General features: G+C 59.3%; 14 protein-coding genes and 1 pseudogene. 13 read left to right on the top strand and 2 right to left on the bottom strand.

Annotation, left to right across the window (positions count from 1 at the left end; all coding sequences use genetic code 11):
• The first annotated feature begins 23 nt into the window (after positions 1-23).
• The 9 genes from BLS41_RS29585 to BLS41_RS29545 all read left to right on the top strand — a co-directional run bounded on the left by BLS41_RS29585 (position 24) and on the right by BLS41_RS29545 (position 9,079).
• Positions 24-1,019 (top strand): helix-turn-helix domain-containing protein, encoded by a 996-nt coding sequence (locus BLS41_RS29585; RefSeq protein ID WP_074771279.1) that lies wholly within the window; start codon positions 24-26, stop codon positions 1,017-1,019.
• Between the two features lie 15 nt (positions 1,020-1,034).
• Positions 1,035-1,583 carry a flavin reductase family protein gene (locus BLS41_RS29580; protein WP_171910345.1) on the top strand — a complete coding sequence of 183 codons (549 nt, stop codon included), beginning with the start codon at positions 1,035-1,037 and terminating at the stop codon, positions 1,581-1,583.
• Positions 1,584-1,665: 82 nt separating this feature from the next.
• Positions 1,666-2,688: an ABC transporter substrate-binding protein gene (locus BLS41_RS29575; protein WP_216350631.1), complete on the top strand. Its 1,023-nt coding sequence runs from the start codon at positions 1,666-1,668 to the stop codon at positions 2,686-2,688.
• A gap of 106 nt (positions 2,689-2,794) precedes the next feature.
• A complete protein-coding gene (locus tag BLS41_RS29570) occupies positions 2,795-3,625 on the top strand; it encodes an ABC transporter permease (RefSeq protein WP_216350630.1) in 831 nt (276 codons plus the stop codon).
• Between the two features lie 22 nt (positions 3,626-3,647).
• Positions 3,648-4,454, top strand: a complete 807-nt coding sequence (locus BLS41_RS29565; protein WP_074771277.1) for an ABC transporter ATP-binding protein — start codon at positions 3,648-3,650, stop codon at positions 4,452-4,454.
• A 34-nt stretch (positions 4,455-4,488) separates the two neighbouring features.
• A complete protein-coding gene (locus BLS41_RS29560; RefSeq protein ID WP_074771276.1) occupies positions 4,489-5,604 on the top strand; it encodes an LLM class flavin-dependent oxidoreductase in 1,116 nt (371 codons plus the stop codon).
• A complete protein-coding gene (locus BLS41_RS29555) occupies positions 5,601-6,008 on the top strand; it encodes a RidA family protein (RefSeq protein WP_074771275.1) in 408 nt (135 codons plus the stop codon). Before BLS41_RS29560 ends, BLS41_RS29555 begins: the two co-directional genes overlap by 4 nt.
• Before the next feature lie 71 nt (positions 6,009-6,079).
• Entirely contained in the window at positions 6,080-6,667 is a 588-nt protein-coding gene (locus tag BLS41_RS29550; protein WP_074771274.1) for a nitroreductase family protein, read from the top strand.
• Between the two features lie 381 nt (positions 6,668-7,048).
• A complete protein-coding gene (locus BLS41_RS29545) occupies positions 7,049-9,079 on the top strand; it encodes an FUSC family protein (protein WP_074771273.1) in 2,031 nt (676 codons plus the stop codon).
• Between the two features lie 392 nt (positions 9,080-9,471).
• Here BLS41_RS29545 and BLS41_RS29540 read toward each other — a convergent pair whose 3' ends face one another.
• Entirely contained in the window at positions 9,472-10,440 is a 969-nt protein-coding gene (locus BLS41_RS29540; RefSeq protein ID WP_074771272.1) for a DUF5655 domain-containing protein, read from the bottom strand.
• 815 nt (positions 10,441-11,255) lie between these two features.
• The gene (locus tag BLS41_RS40165) at positions 11,256-11,594 is read right to left on the bottom strand and encodes a TonB family protein (protein ID WP_074771271.1); all 339 of its coding nucleotides are present in this window, start codon (positions 11,592-11,594) and stop codon (positions 11,256-11,258) included.
• A 1,344-nt stretch (positions 11,595-12,938) separates the two neighbouring features.
• Here BLS41_RS40165 and BLS41_RS40160 point away from each other — a divergent pair.
• The 4 genes and pseudogenes from BLS41_RS40160 to BLS41_RS29520 all read left to right on the top strand — a co-directional run.
• A pseudogene (locus BLS41_RS40160) lies at positions 12,939-14,533 on the top strand (type VI secretion system Vgr family protein); the annotation flags it as partial.
• 33 nt (positions 14,534-14,566) lie between these two features.
• Positions 14,567-15,670: a DUF2345 domain-containing protein gene (locus tag BLS41_RS40155; RefSeq protein WP_366487153.1), complete on the top strand. Its 1,104-nt coding sequence runs from the start codon at positions 14,567-14,569 to the stop codon at positions 15,668-15,670.
• A 38-nt stretch (positions 15,671-15,708) separates the two neighbouring features.
• Complete coding sequence (locus tag BLS41_RS29525) at positions 15,709-17,760, top strand: phospholipase D-like domain-containing protein (RefSeq protein WP_074771270.1); 2,052 nt, start codon at positions 15,709-15,711, stop codon at positions 17,758-17,760.
• A 122-nt stretch (positions 17,761-17,882) separates the two neighbouring features.
• Positions 17,883-19,421: an SEL1-like repeat protein gene (locus BLS41_RS29520; RefSeq protein WP_074773053.1), complete on the top strand. Its 1,539-nt coding sequence runs from the start codon at positions 17,883-17,885 to the stop codon at positions 19,419-19,421.
• Positions 19,422-19,680: the final 259 nt, after the last annotated feature.

Genomic DNA, 19,680 nt, shown 5'->3' with positions numbered 1-19,680 from the left:
CGACTCTCGCGCAAGGACTCATCGTGCTCGACATCTCCTACTTCGACGCATCGCAACTGCCCGCCTCTGCACGCACCGGCGCCTGGCAGCGCTTCGTCGAAGATCTGAACTGGGACATCGCGCCGAGCGACGAAGGCGGCGACGTGGTTGCCAGCGTGCGCCGCTGGCGCGCGCCGGGCGGCTTCGAGATAGTCAATCTGCAAGCCCGCGCACAGACCATCACGACCGACGACCGGCGTCGCCCGAACGAATACTGGCTCGCGCTGCTGATCGAAGGATCGGTGCGGGTGCGTAGCGCGCACGAGTCGATCCTGCTGGGTCCCGGCGACATGGTCTTCGGGCCGCTCGGCCGCCGTGTGAGCTTCGACGCGCCGGAGCACATGACGATCCAGATCGTGCACCTGCCGCGCTCCGGACGCGTGCCACGCTCGCTGGCGGCGTCTGCGCTGAAGCCGGTGCAACTGGTGCGCGCAAATACCGGCGCCGCGCGCATGCTCGCCGCGCTGCTCGATACATTTGCGCAAGCGTTCGGCTCGATGAGCGAGGCCGAGCAGCGCGCCATCGAGATCTCGATATCCGAGTTCTTCATCGCGGCACTCGCGGCGGTCCCCGACCAGAGCGATATCTCCGCAAGCCGCGCGGTGCTGCTTGGCCGCGCACACGAAGCGATCGACCAGCAGTTGCGCGACGCGGGCATTTCACCCGCTAACGTCGCGCCGGTTCTGTCGATCTCGCCGCGCTATCTGCAGAAGATCCTCAGCGAAGGCGGCGAGGCCTTCAACCTGTATGTGCGGCGACGTCGGCTGGAAAACGCGTACGAAGAGTTGATGAATCCCGTGTACTTCCGCGAAAGCATTTCCGACGTCTGCTTTCGCTGGGGTTTCAACGATTCGGCTTACTTCAGCCGCGTATTCAAAAGCCACTTCGGTATTTCGCCTTCGCAGCACCGGGAAAACTGGAAACGTCACGACGCGACCTGCACCCGCAGCGACAGTGCCGCATCGCATGACACGCATTGAATCAAGGAAGCCATGATGGAAACTCTCACTGAAGCGCTCGTCAATGTGTTGCGCGAGCCGCCAACCGGAACCTTCGCCGATGCAGCCGACCTGCGCCCCGCGCTGGCCGATGCATGGGCCAACGTCGCGGCGCCGGTCGCCGTCATCACGCTGCGCGACGCCGCCGGTCGCTCGCACGCGACGACCGTCACCGCGTTCACGTCGATCTCGTTCACACCGCCCGTCCTGATGTTCGCTCTCGCGCACACCTCCAGCTTTCTCGCGCGTATCTGCGAGGACAGCCGGGTTGCGTTGAGTGTGCTGGCACACGAGCAGGCGCATGTCGCCGCCGCCTGCGCCGCGAAGGCCGAAGACCGCCTGCGCGATATCACGACGCTCGACCAGGGCTGGGGGCCGGTCGTGAGCGACGCCGCCGCGTGGTTCGGCTGCACGGTCAACCGCATCGTGGAAGCTGGCGATCATCAACTGGTGTTCGCGAACATCGAAGCGGCGTCGAGTCCGACGCCTGCTCACGGTCTGCTGTACTGGCAACGACGCTTCGGCTTTTCGACGCCCGCCGCCTGATCCTGAGGCGGCCGCGCATCGCGAAGATGGACGGCCGCCACGTTCCCTGCAATTTCTTCTTCGATACCTCGAGGTCTTTGACGTGAAAACCCACGCTATGTTTTCCAGCCTGATCAAGTCGGCCGCGGCCGTCGCACTGCTTGCAGCGGGGATGCTGCACGCGTCCGCCGCCGAGCCGCTCACCACCGTTCGCTTCGCACTCGACTGGACGCCGAATACGGACCACACCGGCCTGTTCGTCGCAATCGATAAAGGCTATTTCAAGGACGCCGGCATCGACGTGAAGGTGCTGCCGTACAACCAGACCTCGCCCGACGCGCTGGTGAGCGCGGGCGTCGCCGATTTCGGCACGACGTTCCAGGACGCGGTGACGTTCTCAATCGCGGCAGGCGCGAAGGTGAAGTCGGTGTTCGCCGTCGACCAGCACTGGGCATCGTCGATCGGCGTACTGGCGAGCCGCACGGACATCACCAGCCCGAAACAGTTAGACGGCGCGAAGTTCGGCGGCGTCGGCACGCCGGGCGAGCGCGCGATCGTCTCGCAGGTCATCAAGAACGCCGGCGGCAAAGGCGACTTCAAGCTGATCACGCTGCGCTCGTCGTATATCGACGCGCTCAAGCAGGGCACGGTGGATTTCGCGCTGCCGTACATGGCGTGGGAAGGACTCGAAGCGAAGCGCGCCGGCAAGCCCGTCAAGTACTTCAAGTACACCGACTACGGTTTTCCCGACGCGTATGCGGTGATCGTCGTGTCGAATCCGGCGTGGCTGAAGACACACGATGCCGTCGCACATAAATTCGTCGCCGCGTTGCAGAAGGGTTATGAGTTCGCTGCCGCCCACCCGGAAGAAGCGGCGCAAAGCCTGATCAAGGAAAACCCGTCGGCGTTCCAGGACAAAGACTTCGTGGTCGAAAGCCAGAAGCTGCTGAGCCCCGATTATCGCGATGCGCAAGGCAAGGTCGGCACGCAGACGCTCGCGCAATGGTCGGGGCTGTCGGGCTTCCTGTTCAAGAAAGGCCTGCTGGCCGGTCCGGACGGCAAGCCGCTCGCCAGCGAACCGAACTGGGCAAATTACTTCACGAACGACTATCTGGTCAAAAACTAGCCGTGTCGTTCAGTCTTAACGTGCGAGAGGTATCCCCATGCGCGAGCTTGCATCATCCACACCGCCTCAACTGTCCCAGCCTGGCGCCGAGCCAGGTCATCACGCCGTGAGCCGCCCGGCCACGGCAGCCGGCGTCACCGTCGGCAAGGCACGCGGCGAACCCGCGCTGCGCGATCTGCTGGTGCGCATTACGCCGCCGGTCGTCGTCGTGCTGGTGCTGCTGCTGATCTGGGAAGGGGCGGTCCGCGTCACCGGGGTCGCGCCCGAGATTCTGCCGGCGCCGTCGCGTGTGATCGAACAGGGCTGGCTCGCGCGCGGCGACCTGTGGGACAACACGCTGCCGACGCTCTATGTCACGTTGATCGGCTTCTCGGTATCGCTCGTGATCGGCTGGGGGCTTGCTGTCGCGATCGACTTCTCCGAATGGTTGCGGCGCGGCCTGATGCCGCTGCTGGTCGCGTCGCAAACCATTCCGGTGATCGCCATCGCGCCACTCGTCATCATCTGGTTCGGCTTCGGCCTGTTGCCCAAGGTGCTGGTGATCGCGCTGGTGACGTTCTTTCCGGTCACGGTCGGACTCGTCGAAGGCTTCGATTCGGCCGACCGAGAATCGGCCAATCTCGTGAAGAGCATGGGCGGCAACCGCTGGAAACTGTTCTGTTACGTGCGGCTGCCGTCGGCGCTGCCGGCCTTCTTCACCGCGCTGCGCATCAGCATCACCTATGCGGTCACGGGCGCGATATTCGCCGAATACGTGGGTGCCGAGTTCGGCCTCGGCATCTATATGGGCATGCAGAAAAACGCGTTCCGCACGGATCTCGTGCTCGCTGCGGTGATCGTCACCGCGATCCTCAGCGTCGCGCTGTTCTGCCTGACCTATGCGGTCGAGTACGCGGTCGTGCCCTGGCATATCAAGGCACGCCGTCGCGGCAAATGACAACCGGACCCGGGAGCCCATCATGAGTGTCAACAAAATCGAATTGCTCGGCGTGCGCAAATCGTTCGCGCTCGGCAAGAACGCCGTGCGCGATGTGGTAAGCGACGTCTCGTTCAAGGCCAGGCCCGGCGAGTTCGTGTCGGTGATCGGACCGTCGGGCTGCGGCAAGAGCACCGTGTTCAACATCATGGCCGGACTCGAACCGCCGAGCAGCGGTCATGTGCTGGTCGACGGCCGCGACCGCACCGGCGACTGCACACCGTTTGCGTATATGCCGCAAAAGGATCTGCTGTTCCCGTGGCGCACGATTCTCCAGAACACCACGCTCGGGCTCGAACTGGCCGGCGTGAAACGCAAGGACGCGCAGAAGAAGGCACGTGAACTGTTCCCCGCCTTCGGTCTCGCCGGTTTCGAAAACAATCTGCCGTTCGAATTGTCCGGCGGCATGCGCCAGCGCGCGGCGTTCCTGCGCACTGTCGTACTGGGCCGCGACATCCTGCTGCTGGACGAACCGTTCGGCGCGCTCGACTCGCTCACGCGCATCGAGATGCAGAACTGGCTGCAGGAGGTGTGGTCGCAGCATGCATGGACCGCCGTGATGATCACGCACGACATCCACGAGGCGATCTTTCTGTCGGATCGGGTCGTCGTGCTCGGCGCGCGGCCGACCAGCGTGAAACTCGATCTGCGTATCGACCTGCCGCGACCCCGCACGCTCGCGATGTCCGGGTCGCGCGAGTTCGGCCTGTTCGAAGAGCAGTTGCTGGAGACGCTCCACGAAGAATCCCGCAAGGCGCTCGCAGTGCCCGCCGCGCTCGACGCCGCTTGAATTGAATGCATCACCTTTGACTTCAGGAATGACCATGAGCACAGAACGTAATAGCGTCGAACTCGGCGTATTTCTTCCGGTCGGCAACGGCGGCTGGATCACGTCGACCACCAGCCCGCAATTGCCCGCCACCTACGAATACAACAAGGCGGTCGCGCAGCTCGCCGAGGAACTCGGACTCGACTTTGCGCTGAGCATGGCGAAGTGGCGCGGCTACGGCGGCCCGAGCCAGCACTGGGACATCACGCTCGAATCGCTGTCGACGATGTCCGCGCTCGCCGAGGCGACATCGCGCATCCAGGTGTGGGGCACCGTGCACACGATGGTGTTCCACCCGGCCATCGTCGCGAAGATGGCGGCGGTGATCGATCAGGTGTCGAAGGGTCGCTTCGGGCTGAATATCGTTGCCGGTTCCAACCCGTACGATCAGGGGCAAATGGGATTGTGGCGCGACCTCGATCACGCGGGCCGCTATGCCTTTGCCGAGGAATGGTTGACGGTGCTCAAACGCCTGTGGACCGAGGACCGCGTGAATCACAAGGGCGAGTACTTCACGCTCGAAGACTGCATGTCGAACCCGAAGCCCTCGACCATGCCGCCGATCATCTGCGCAGGCGGCTCCGACACCGGCTTTCGCTTCACGATCCGCAATTGCACCGCGAGCTTCCTGCTCGGTAGCGACAAGGACGACTTCATCAAAACCGGCCGGCGCGCGAAGGAACTGGCCGCCGAAGTCGGCAAGCACGACTTCAAGACGTATGGCCTCTTCACCATCGTGCCGGGCGACACGGACGCGATGGCGCAGGAACGTGTCGACTATTTCAATTCCGGCGTGGACACCGAGGCGCTCGACAATCAGACGCGCGAATATTCCGGCGACAAAAGCCTTGCACAGAACACCATGGCCAAGCGCTTTATCGCGCAGGGCAATGCGGCGAAATCGCTGACGCCGGCCGCGATCGTCGGATCGCCCGCGACGATCGGGCAGAAGCTTGCGACCATCGTCAAGGGTGCGGATCTTGATGGCATTACTGTCATCGTGCCGGATTTCATCGACGATCTGCGTACCATCGGCACCTCGGTCGTCGATGCGCTCGCCGAGAACGGTCTGCGCACCAATGCACTGACACTGCGCGGAGCCCACGCATGAGCACACGTTACGTCAATCCGCCGGGACTCAAAACGCAAAGCTACTACACGCATGGCATCGTGAAGGACGGGTCGCCCGTGTTCCTGACCGGCCAGGTCGCGTGGGACGCACAGGGTGAACTGGTCGGCCGGCACGATATTGCCGCGCAGATGGCGCAGATCTGGAACAACATCGGCATAGCGGTGCGCGAACTCGGCGCGTCGCTCGACGATATCGTGAAGATCGTCACGTACTCGACATCGCGCGAGTGGTTGCCGGCCATTCACGCGGAACGCAGCAAGCATTTTTCTGCGGGGCGTTTTCCGGCCAGTACATTCGTGCTCGTTGCAGGTCTCGTCGACCCCGACATGCTGGTCGAGATCGACGTAACCGTCATGGTGCCTTCGCGCGCTCTTTCCACCTGACATCTTTTCCGCAGACGGTCGCGCTTCGCCCACGCAGGGCGAGCGCGGCCGTGCTTATCCGAGATCCATTGATGACTCTCCGCAATACACCGACCGACATCGACATTCACCCGCTGCTCGCAGGACGCTGGAGCCCGCGCGCGTATTCGGACCAGGCTGTCGCGCATTCACAGGTGCTGTCACTGCTTGAAGCGGCGCGCTGGGCGCCGTCCGCCTATAACGCGCAGCCATGGCGTTTCGTCGTGTTCGAAAAGGCTGTCGACCTCGACGCATTCAATCGTGCATTTGCGACGCTGATTCCGTTCAATCAGTCATGGAACACCAACGCGCAAGTGTTGTTCGCCGTGTTGACCGACACGCAGACTGCCAAAGGTACCCTCAACGCGACAGCCGGCTATGACGCAGGCGCAGCCGCGATGGCGCTGCTTCTCGAAGCGCACGCGCGCGGGCTCGCCGCGCACGCAATGAGCGGTATCGACGCGGCCGCATTTCGCGATGCATTTGCGATCCCGGCGCGATACGAGGTGTTGACGATGATTTCTGTCGCCCATCACGGCGATCCTCAGTCGCTGCCGACTCCGTTGAACGAGCGTGAGATGGCACCCCGAGTGCGGCTGTCCGTGAATGAGTTCGCGCATTTTGGTGCGTGGCGCGAGTAGATCTGTCAGATTGCCGTCGGCAGACAGCGTTGACGCTATTGGTTCAACGCGTACGCAGAAGGCACATCGAAGTGCGGCTCTCTGAGCGACCGAGGGTGCCGTTGAGGCCGCGTGACCACCGCTGTTGCCGACCGTCCACTTCCCTGCCCCCGACCGTATAGGCGCTCTTCGCGCGACGCCCGTATGGTCGGGCGTCTGTTGTGAGCGTATCGTCGAGCATCTCAATGCACGACCAGAGGTACGCTTTAAGGCCAGGATAATATTGGTCGATGAAGTTCTGAAAACGCGCAATACTGACGCCCGGGCAGCATCACGCGGCGATCCGGATTTCCGTGGATCCTGCCCTTCAGCGATCAACATTTCCAGAACAAAGAAAATACTATGACGATCATCGCCAGGTTCGTATCCATGGTCAGCCGCCGCACGGTTCGAGCGGAGGGACATGTCTTCGCGATCACGCCCGAACGGATCGGAATTGCGGAAGGCATACACGCCGCGCTTGCCATGGCGCCGATGCTCTGTGCTGCGGCGATGCTCGGTCGTGCTGACATCGCATTCAGCGCGGTGGCGGCTTTCTGGAACTGTCTGTGCGATCCGCAAGGGTCGAAGTCGCAGCGCCTGAAGGCGATGGCCATCTTTACGGCCATGGGCGTGGTCGTCATGCCCCTCGCGTCCTATGCTGCGCTTTGGGGCTACGCAGTCAGCCTCGTTACGCTGTTTGTTCTCGTCTTGCTCTGTGGACTGACGCGCTCCTACAAACCCTCGCTCGGACCCATGCCAGCGCAGGCGGGATTGATTGCGTCGCTTGCGGTGGTGATCGGGATTGCGTCGCCCGCACCGCTTGCTGTTGCACTTGTTCACGGCGGCTATTTTCTGCTCGGGTCGATGTGGACGATGCTGTTTTGCATCTTCCTGTGGCCGATCTCGCATCCGCAGTCTGCGGGCTTTGCACTTGCAACGATTTTCGACCGACTCGCCGACATGGCTGGCTTGCTGGAGTCGCTGGATTCGCGACCGGGAAACGACGCACAGGGCTGGATCGAGTTCGATACTGTGCATCGCCGCGGCGTCCGTATGGCCATCGAGCGCGCCAGGGCTCTGGCGGCGCACGACGTCCGTACCGCCCCCGATCTCGGTCCTGGCGTCGATGCCGCAGGACGGATTTTTTCCGCGCTGATTGCAATCGGCCATGTTCGACGCAACGAGGCATGTGTCATCGACGATAAATCGCGGCAACAACTCGTTGGCTTGCGACAGTTGCTGCATAGCGTGGTTGCGCAAGCGCAGCGGGAACAACCCATTCCACCGCAACTGATCGCACAGGCACACGTTTTATTGCAGCAGACCGCTGAACGCAAAGACCAGACCGCGCGAGCGCTTGCTTATGCGGCCACGGCCATCACTCATGTCGCCGGCCATAAACCTCGGGTTCCAATCGAATCCACGACGGCCGCGCCTGCGCCTTCGGCTCCATTCGCAATCGACAGGCTGGTCTGGACGCACGCGCTGAGAGTTGCTGTTGCCACGGTGCTCGCGTTCGTGATCGGCACATCGCTCAGTGTGACGTTTGCGTACTGGGGGGCAATAGCAGCAATTGTCGTCACGCAGCCCCTTTCTGCCAATACATGGCTGCGGGTGCTGGAGCGTGCGTGCGGCAGCTTCATCGGCGGAACGATTGCGGCAGTTCTCTTGACGACACTGTCCAGTCCGGTTAGCACTTCATTGGCTATCTTGCTGCTTGCCGCGGTGACCGTCTCCTTGAGACTCGTCAACTACGGACTATTTGTGGTCTTCATCACGCCGATGTTCATGCTGCTGTCGGACTTTATCCATCCCGCGCACGGCCTGATTGTCGCGCGTCTGGCCAATGAATTTGTCGGCGCCTGTGTCGGCGTGGCAGCAAGCTTCCTTCTCCTGCCGACGAAGGAAAGTCATGCACTCAATGCAACGATCTCCGCTGCGATTTCGGCAAACATGGCATTCGCTTCCGCCGCACTCAGAATGCCGGCCGGATCCATGGACGCACTCGATAAACTTCAGCGCGAGGCAGGTCTCGCCAGTTCACGGCTCGAAGTCGCGAGAGAACGTATGCTTCTCGAAGGGTATCGGAGATCGGCGCGGCTTGAACATTTGCAGAACCTGAGCATCGCGATGCGATTGGTGTGCGGCGCCGCTGCGGTCACGGAGATGCTGCGAAGCGAGGAGCCGGACGCAGACGACAAAGAAAGAGCCGCGCAGTACGACAGACTGGCTGTAAAGCTCGTGCATGCGCTTACGTCCAGGGAGTTGCAACAACTGACACACCGTGCTGACATGCCGACAGACGATCTCGAGCAGGCGATCCACCATCTGGTGACGATATTTGACTGTTATGTGGGAGTTGGGCAGGAGCGCGAGGCGGGTACTGTCTGAGGGTTGCCTCCGGTGCATAGGCTCCCCGATGTGACGCTGCCGTACGTATCCGCGGAATTTTTGGGTACGAGGGATTGGTCGGCCATATCCGGCGACTTAGATGCAGGTTCAGCCGGTCTGGAAGACGGTCGTCGCATCTGAGGTTCGGCGATCGGAGCGGTGGTTTCTACCGTTTCGATAACGGTCAGACTACGAGTAGACGAATCAGGCACTTCACATTCTGCCTCGATGTCGAGCACGTCAATGAGAAGACGACCAGTGTTGACGTGGTCGACGAGTCATCGCCATTCGCGCTGATGGTGGTAACCGTGCCGCGTTTGACTACTTGGCCGTAACAACGGTCAGCCCATATTCGATCGGAATTGACCAATCATCACGCGTGACGGCGTTGCTCAGGCCTCGGTATAGCTGCGTTCGAGCAATGCCTTCGCACGATCGAAATCGGCTTGACTGCGCAACGTCAATTCGACGTCCCCGGTGCCCCAATGACCGATCTGGCTGATGTCCCGAGAAAAGCCCTCCTCCAACCCGACCGTGATAGGGGCGAGCCGTAGGGTCATCAGTATCTTGTTCGGATACGGAATCGCACATGCAAAATTCTTCAGACGCCGAAACGCGGTATAGAGCTTTAACCGCTTTTCCTGCACGTCGTCCCCCATGCTCAGCAGAAAACTGGCGATATTTGCGTGAAGATCACGTATTTCTTGAGAAGCAAGCGCGAGTTGCTCGTCAACCGTCTTGTCCTTTCCTGCCGGTTTCGCGACGTCAGGCATGGCGCCTGCTCCCACCGCAGAGACCGATTCAGCCGGAGCGAGTGCGCCGGTCGACGCTGATGTGTTCACTGCACTTTCAGGGGTGCTTTGCGCGTTGACCAGTTCCAGTAGCAGTAAGTCATCTCCGAACAGTTTGTACCGAATCAGTTCGACGTTTCGCGGGATCTGTTGAACGGCATGCTGGTCGTAGCGCGTGAAATCGGCGGCGACACACAGAAGGCGTGTGCCAGCCCATTCGATCTTGTCGGCCTCATCTTTTCCGAGCTTGTCCATTACCAACCAGCGGAATTCCGCTTGATGGTCGAGCAACCAGTCCAAATAGTACAACCCTTGGTTGATAACGTTTTCGTTACTATGCCGCTTGTACTCGACAATGACCGGACATCCGTTCTCGTCCAGGCCCAGAGAATCAATGCGGCCCCGATGGGTCTTGCCGGTTGTGTATTCGGTGGCGAGGAAGTGCACGCCGAGTAACGTTTGCATGTTCACTTCCATCAAGCTTTGCAGGTGCTTCTCCAGCTTCGCGACTTGGCTCGGTAGTTCACTCGCTGTTCCATTCGAGAGACGAAATAGCTGAATATCACTCATAAGGCATCCTGTTTTTATTCGAGAAAGTATGCCTGCCATTATGGCGAATTCGCGCGAATCGATCCACGGAGCAAATCAGGTAGGTGGCGCGAGGGCCAGCCAGGGCAGCTCCTTCATCCGACGCTCACAATTGTTAGCGGTTAAGCAGTGAACAAAGCACGGCGGTCTGCCGTCCTTGTGCGCTCGCCAGACAAAGTCGTTCTGAGCGTTGTGCGACCGTCTCAGTCCATATGCAAAGCGGATGTCTGTCGGTACTCGAAGAAGGACCGCTCGGGGTCGGGAAAACTCATTCACCATTGCGGGAACCCAACATTAGCCCGTACCGTTTTTGAATGACAGCATTGCGACACGCAGTCGCGGTACGTTGCACAATCTGCGCCTGCCCGCCAAGGCCGAATCACTACCCGCCAGCACCGATGACACGACCGCCTCCAGCAACCGTTGAAAGGCGTTTAGCGAAACGGCAGCGGCCAGTCGACCAACGCGAACGAATGCCGGTTCATGGCCGAAATCGGAAGATCGCGCTAAACGATGCCGGATGAATCGTGCAGCGTCGCGAACTTCCGCATGCGACCCTGAGCGGTCGTTCATCAAGTACTCACCGATGACCGCTGTCCGACGCAAAGCGGTCACACTGCGATCGAGTCACTGCACCCGATCTAAACATCAAGGAGCGCGACTCGAGTGCGATCGGTTGCCCTGAAGGCCATGTTCCTTGCATGTTGCGTCGTCGCCAGGCTTATAGCCCTGCGAGCGCGGAAGAATTGCTGCAATGCGTTGTCGCCGATAGGCGTCGTATTAAGTCGAAAATGAATCTAGTCGGTCAAATTAAAGTGGAAGGTTTGCGTCAGTGAAAACGGCGCGCGAGTACCGTTTCGGTAGAGAGGTTCGCATGTTGAAGCTCGCATAGCGGCTAGTGCAGCAGCATCTAGGCGTTGATAGCCGCTACTTCTTTCAAGCGCTACGCCAGTAATTTTCCCGTCGCTATCTGTCATTGCTCGTACATCTACCGTTCCCGTTTCCCTGTTGCGTCGCGAGAGTGCCGGGTACTCAGGCGGCGAGAATTTGCACTCGATGCTTGTTTCAGAGTGTCGGGGCTGTGCGCAGCCAACAAGTGTAAGAAGCGATACCACGGTAGTAAGCACACTGCGCATATATTCTCCAATCTCCAATGGGACGCAGATGCTAGCACGACGCTTCGCGTTGTGAAGTCGATCCTCTAGCCTACAGGCGCACCGCAATCCATCGCGCTTTCAGTGTAGGGGCGTAGTGTTTTGAGAGCGGACACTCGACAGCGAGATTCAGGCGACCACTTCTGGCCGATTGGGTGAAGTCGCCAACGGCCGCTTTTTGGCACTCCAGTTCGCGAAATGGGGGTTCGGCTGACTGACCGGTTTAGAGAAAGTTATCTGACTGCAGTGGGTCGAAAGGGTGAGTTCGCTGAAGAGGGAAGCTGACATCGAGCCGCGTGATATCACCGCCGTCTGCAGTCCACCACTCGCCGTATGCGCCTTATCTGGTCGGATGTCAGCTAATCCCGAACTACAGCCTTGCGTTGGGTCGGATATCCTTGTCTTTTAGACGCGATCCGCATCACCAGCTTCTTGTCGTGAAGTTACGTTTTTTCGAATTTGTGCAGCGTGTGTGGGTTCGTTTAGTGTTACGCCGTCAAACCTCGCTTGGTAGCAGTTGCCATTACTGCAGCATTGCCAAGGCTCGCAGCAGCTTCGTGAGAACACCGCACGGCCAGGCCGCCCGAAGTGACAACAACCTGCACGCGCAGGCCGCGAGATCCTGCGGCCGCTATGGGCAGTATCAATCGCGATCGCGCGTGGGATGCACTGGTTCAACTATCTCGCGATACCAGTCCATCCGAACCAGAGACCATCGTTCGGGAACAGTTAAGTAGCGGCATCTCAAGCTCAGAAAATCATGGAAAACGGCACAGAACCAAGGCGACGTTGTTTCAGTGGAAGCGAATATTCGACACGATTTTTGGCGTACCAAATCCCAGAACAATTTAATCCGAAACTTTACGAAATTTTTCGCGATTTGTTTATTTTAAATGATTTACCTGATAACCCGCGTACGCAAGTTTGCGCGGAAACTCTCAATCGTAGTCATCTTGCAAGTCGACGGGTTCGTCAATATTTATTCCGGATAAACGACTGTCGCAAGACAGGACAAACTTGAGCGCGCCATCCCGAGGCGAGCGGAATAAATCCATCCAGCATAAAACCGCTAAGTCATGTCACCAATCTGCCTTGAAATTATACAAAGCCTGATATGATCAGATGAAACTCCCCCCTCTAGCATCTGATTGGTTTCAGGGAGAGTCCTTACGCACTTTAATGCGCTAACGATACGGCCCGCACGTGTTAGCGGCATCGAATCTCCTGTCGGAATGCAGGCTTTATCGGTCAATTGATTGACTTCCGGATCGCAAAATCCTCCGCCGCTTTCGACAATAAACACGAAAAAAATGCACCGGGGGGGATATGGATGAGCAGGATATTGTTAGAGCCATTCAAGGTGACCTGATCCAGCAGGACCGTCTGCTGAAACTGGACACGCCGCTCGGAAGCAATGTGCTGTTACCGCAACGGGCGGTGGGCTGGTCGCGAATTGGGCGGCATTTCGAATTCACGCTCGACGTTCAGTCAACAAACGGCAATATCAAGCTTAAGAAACTGATCGGCCAGCCGGTAACCCTTTGGCTTCAACCGGCGGATAAATCCTATCGTCCCTTTCACGGCTATGTATTCGGCGTGCGGCGACTTGGATCAGAAGGCGGCTTAACCAGTTATTCGATCCGTTTTGCTTCGTGGATGAATTTCCTCAAATTCCGCCGCGACCAGCGTATCTGGCAGGACAAGTCCGCCGATGCCATCCTGACCGATGTATTCAATGCCCACCCCCAGGCGAAAGCTCACTTCCAGTTCAAACTCTCGACGCCGTTACCGCCGAGGTCCTACTGCACGCAATATGAAGGCGACTGGAATTTTGCTCATCGGCTGATCGAAGAGGAAGGACTGTTCGGCTTCTGGACACAGGGCGAGGACGGCAAGTCGCATACGCTGACGATTACGGACCGGCTTGACACATTTGAACCGCTTGCGCCGCAGACGGTGCAGTTTTCCCGCTACGGTACGAACAGCGAATTGGACGCACTGGTTCACTGGTCCAGCGAGCGCACCCTGCCAGCGCGGTGCTGACAACCCGCACAGCCGACTACAAAAGCCCGTCGTCGCTCGCCAATCCGAAAGGCACCAGCATTCCCACGGTGTCGCACGAATTGCCGGACGAACTGGAAGTCTACGAATACACGGGATCCTATAGCTACCTGAAACAGGAACGCGGCGAACACCTGTCGAAGATTCGTATGGAGCAATGGGAATCGGAGGCGAAGCGGTTTTACGGTGTCGGTGGTGTGCGCGGCATCGACGCCGGTCGCTGGTTCGAACTCACCGGGCATCCCGAGCACGACCCCGACGCTGCCGACAGGCGGCAGTTCGCGATCATCGAAACGGTGTGGCTGATTGAGAACAACATTCCGTTATCGAGCCATCATGCGAACTTCCCGCATAGCCTGCAAAACCGTTTAGCCCAGGCGCGTGAAAGCACTCAGGACAACCCGGCTTCCAGCGTGACGCACGCAGATGGATCGAGCGGTTTTTTCCGCGTCGAGATCGAGGTCCAGCGCAAGTCCGTGCCGTTTCGCAGTCCGTTTGAACATCAGAAGCCCGTCATGCAGTTGCAGACGGTGACCGTGGTCGGACCTGGAGGACAGGAGGTCTATACAGACGAACTGGGCCGCGTGAAAGTGCAGTTTCACTGGGACCGCATCGGCCAACGCGATGACCAGAGTTCGTGCTGGATGCGTGTCGCGCAGCCGTGGGCAACTGGCGGCTTCGGCGGTATCCAACTGCCGAGAATTGGCGACGAGGCGGTTGTATCGTTTCTCGACGGTGATCCAGACAGGCCGCTCATTACGGCGCGCGTGGGCAACGGAGCGAACCGGCCGCAATGGGACCTACCCGATCAGCACATGCTGTCGGGGTTCGTCAGCAAGGAAATCGGCGGCAGCCAGAACAACGTCTGGCTCAAGGACGACACCACCGGTCAGGTGCAGACGCAAATACGCAGCGATCACCTCGAATCGGGGCTGCACGCGGGCTATATCACGCGGGTCAGTGAGCCGTCCGGTCGCGGCGAGAAGCGCGGCGAAGGCGTGGAGCTGCGCACCGACGGGAATGCGGCCGTGCGTGGTGCGCGCGGGCTGCTACTGACGACTCATCCGCGCTCAGGGGCAACCGGTGACGCGTTTAGCGTCGATGAGGTGAATCTTCAACTGGCGAATGCCCAGGATACGGCAGCGAGCCTCGCGCAGTCGGCTCAGACAGCGGGCGCACAGGATGGCGAACAGAAGGCAGTCGCCAGTACCTTGAAAGCGCAGGCGAAGGCCATTCAGGGCGGTGGAGCATTGAAGCAGTTCGAGCAACCGCACCTCGTGATCGCAAGTCCCGCAGGGGTCGCAACCAGCACGCCGGAGCAGATTCATCTGAGCAGCGGCAAGACCACCTCCGTCACGACCGGCGAGCACGTATCGATCAGCACGGGCGGTGGCTTCTTTGCCAGCGCGCGCCGTGCGTTTCGCCTGTTCGTCACCGAGGCAGGCATGCGACTCGTCGCTGCAGCAGGCGACATCGATGTGAAGGCGCTGAAGGACAGTATCAATCTGCTGGCGAAGCTGAACGTGACGGTGACCGCGACCAGGATCACGCTCAGCGCGCAGCAGGAGGTCGAGATCAACGGCGGTGGCAGCTATACCCGGTGGATCTCCGGGCAGATCAGGCACGGCACGTCGGGTGGCTTTGAGGTTCATTCGGCAAACAGGACGTTCACCGGGCCGGACAGCGTGAGCACTTCGACGATTCCTGCATTGCCGCCCGAGAAAGATCAACTGCACTTCGCATTGCAGGCACTCCAGGGCGAAGGGACTCAGATTGCCAGCGAGCCATACGAGCTATACAAGGGCAGCGCAAAGATCGGCGAAGGTGTCACGGACGAGTTCGGACGGATTGTCGTGAAGGATCACCGGGCTGGCACACCCGCCTACACGGCACGACTGAGCAACGGCGCGGAATATGACCTGAACGTGAAAGACGCGCTTGCAACCGATCCTGATCACGTCGACCAGCTCACGAACATGGGCGAACGGCATAGCTGAGCGCGACGCTCACCCTATTTATCAAAGAGGACCTAGACGTGGCCCAGTTCCCACTCAAGACTCACAAGCCTGCAAAGGTCGCTATCGACGAGCAGACACGGCAGGCGAAGAGTGCGCTTCAGTTCCTCGTTGAGCACAGGGACATTAAAGAAAAGCATGGAGACGGCACGTGCCCGATCACCCGGGGCAACACCCTGAACTTCATGATCTGCGGCGAAGATGGATTCAAACAGATCGCCAAAGACCTACGGGAAGCGAAGCAGTCGGCGGACATCGTCTGCTGGGGTTTCGATCCGGGCATGGAGCTTGAGCGGAACAGCGACACCTGGCCGCGCGGCATCCGTTACGGCGAGCTGCTCGACGAAATCACGAAGCGCAAGGAGAATCCGGTCACGGTGCGCCTGCTGATCTGGTACGACGACGATGGGTCCAAGGTCCAGAACAACATGCCAGGATTGACCGACGTCCCAGTCTCCCGCCTGGGGCACCCGATCCAGCGGTACGCTTTGCAGCAGGACCCACCGTATAAGGATTCGACGCGCAATCAATATTGCATCGACTGGTGGAACGTCAACTTGCCGGGCGGCAAGAGTGGACGCGGCACGAATCCGCGGTTGCAGGTTGTCCTACGTGGTGTCTCGCAAGCCGATGCGACCGCCTTGCGGGCAGTTGCACCTGCTGAAGAGGACCAGCCCGTCAGCGCCACGCTCAGCGTAACCGACGAGAAAAGCCAGCTGGAAAAATTTGCAACGCACCACCAGAAGCCAGTCCTGATCGACTACGCCTACGACAGCGGCAGCAAGGCGGTCGGCTACGTCATGGGACTGAATTCGGTAACGGACTACTGGGACCGGACCGCCCATGCGATAGATGATCCGAAACGTGAGGTCCTGTCGGATAAACAGATCAGCGACGAGTTGGCCCGTGAACTGTCAACGCAGCAAGCGCCTAGCAAGGACAGCCTGGCCAGCAGGGCTTACGAGGGTGTGCGAAACAGCTTTTCGAAACCTGAAGCTCAGCACGGGGAGGGCCACGAACACTATGTGCATGGTCGCCCCTATCAGGACTACGCATGCCGTGTGGTTGGGCCGGCGCTTGCGCAACTGCACTTCAACTTCGAGAACGGATGGGCGGCGGCACTCGGTCACCCGGTTCCGTTCCAGACACCACCAGAGCCACCGGTAAAGATTCCGAAGGTGGCGGGAAATCCGGCGCATCTTGTCCAGATCCTGCGAACGCAGCCCCATGAGCGTGAGAAGTCCATCAAGGAAGTCTATTTCCAGGCGACCAGTAGCGCCCGCAACTATATCTATATTGAGAACCAGTATTTCTTTTACCCGGAGTTTGCGCGGAATCTGATCAAGACGCGACAGAAGCATTGCAGCGACTGGATGAAAACGTCACAACAACCGGTCACCGAGATGCCGAAGTTGCACCTGTTTATCGTGATTCCACATCCCGAGCGCGGAGAGATGGTGCCGCGTACCTACGACGCGCTGACCTTACTTGGAGCCGGTTCGTCGATGGCTGAACAGAGCGATCTGGCGGACAAGGGTAATCTCAATTCTGTCTATGGAAAAAGTACCAGAGGACATGGTGAGGTACTTGACCGCCCCAGCACGGAGGATCTCGAACGAACGCTAGGTCTTGAGGTGAGTGTCGCCCGCCTGCGCACCAGTGGCGCTGATGCAGACCACAACATGGCCTATCGAGAAATCTATATCCACTCGAAGCTGATGATCATCGATGACGTGTTTATTACCGTAGGCAGCGCCAACCTGAATCAGCGCAGTATGTCAGTCGACAGCGAGATCAATATTGCTGCGACGGGTCAACTTTATGCTGCCGATCTGCGTCAGCGCGTGTTTGCGCTGCACTACGGTGGTGATATCCAATACAGCGGTAATGCAAAAGATCTACCCGATGCATTTGATAGTTGGAACCGCCGAATGAACAAGAATCAGGATGCCCAGCAGGCAGGTACGCAGCCGATGACTGGCTTCCTGCTGCCGTTTGAAGATCACCGTTCGACCACTACCCTGTACGGCTCAATCTCCGTACCATCCTCAACCCAATCTGTCCCCGCCTGACCGGACCTCGCATGAAAGCATTTCTCAATGCGCTGCGTATTGCCACCGCTGCCTTGCTGATGCTGGTAACTTCGGCTCACGCAGGCGCCCTGACCTCTCTGGGTAACAAGCTGACCACTGCCATGTCTGACCTGCCACGTTACGAGAAACTCCCGCTCTTCGATCCGCATCGCAAGGACTTCAACTGCGTCTATGAGGCACAACAGGTTCCGCCCCTCGATCCGCAGGCCGAGATGTGGTTTCAGCAGGCACTGGCGCTGGATGATCCGAGCGTCCCTATCGACAGGATCGACTACGCGAAGATGTATCAGCTTTATCTGCAGGCCGCCGAGCGAAACCACTGGAAAGCGATGCTCAATCTCGCATCATTGATTCTGAGCAAACGCCCCGGAGTGCCGGAACAGGATCCTGAAGCCGCGATCCAGTGGGTCGAGAAAGCAATGAAGCTGAATATTCCCGATGCCTACGACCGGATGGGTGTGTATCACCTCAACAGGATGGTCAAGGGCGGTGACGCCACCAGCGCCTATGCTTTCTTCCAGCGAGCGGCAGATATGGGTAGTCCCGCTGCAATGACTTTTCTAGGTTACAAACTGGCAGCAACCTACGACAATCCCAGTGAAGGTTTTTGGGGCAATCTGCCAGTCGGTACCAAGATGCTTGAATGTGCTTTTGCTCAGGGGTATGGAGACGCAGCCGAAAAGCTGGGCCTCATTTACGCCCGCGCAAATACGGGTGAGGCAAAACTCCGCGCGCTGAACATTTTGCACGAGGGCGTAAAGCTGGGAAGTGCACAGTGTGCTAGCAGTCTGGTCCCGGAGTTTAACGGCATGGACCTCGACAACGGGACCAATCTGGTTGGTCATATCGACAAGGCACGTGCCCAACGATATCGCAAGATTGCCGATGTCCTGAAACTCTACGACGGACGCCTGAAACTGCCCAACCTCGACAAGGTGCTCCCACTGCCTCCTGCGCCGTTGCCCAAGTGGGACGGCAACACACAAACGTTGATTAATGCTGCAAAGGCCGTCACACCTACGCCCAAAGCCCAGCAGAGCGCAGCGCTTCAAGGACGTGAATTCGTCTCGCACGGGTACGCGGTGCCGCCGTTGGAACAAAGCACGATGGCGATTATGGGTAACCAGATTGTGCCGCGTGATGGCTATTGGCTTGCTCTCTACGGTCCGCTATCTGCTGACAAAACCCAGCTGACTCCCGCCCGGCGGAACACACCTGAACGCTACCAGGCCGGTGAGCGCTTCGAGGCGCCGTCATTCGAATGGCTCACCGCCGACCATGTGCAATGGCACTACCTTGGTGAAGCCTATGCCTTGCCCCCGCAGCGGTACGATTTCCTGAAGCAGATGATCGATGCCGGGTTTCTGCGCGAGGTCGCTCAGCAGACTTCGCCTGTCCGGTGCAACGGCCAGCAGCGTTGCCCGCAGACCGGAATATGGGAAGGTCGTATAGCCGACGATCATCCGATGGCCACCCTGTATAACCGGTGGGATCGCCAGGCGTTCGTCGAGAAGGATCACGCGTTTCCGCAGCCCACGGCGCAGTTCATCGACGTCGCCGCCCACGACTTGCAATGGACATATCTGGGCAGCCCGAACGCGGAAACCGGCATGCCCGGCATAGGCGAGATCGTCTTGTAGACAGCCTGATCACACGCACCGTTTAAAGCGCCGATGATCGTCAAACTGGTCATTCTTCTCCTCCCGTTTATCGGTGTGATCGCTGCAAGCTGGCTCCTGCGCAAACGCATACCGCACGTGGTGAGCGTACTCGTGATTGTTGTCGTAGCGACAGGCGGTACGTGGTTAGCGTATTTCGTTATCGCACTGTCTTCTGTCCAATGTTTAGGGTCGTGCGGTTGATCGAATGACCGCCAGTGGGTTTCAGAAACGGCATTGC

The sequence above is a fragment of the Paraburkholderia fungorum genome (genome assembly GCF_900099835.1).
GTDB lineage: Bacteria > Pseudomonadota > Gammaproteobacteria > Burkholderiales > Burkholderiaceae > Paraburkholderia > Paraburkholderia fungorum_A.
This window is presented reverse-complemented; position numbering and strand designations above follow the sequence as displayed.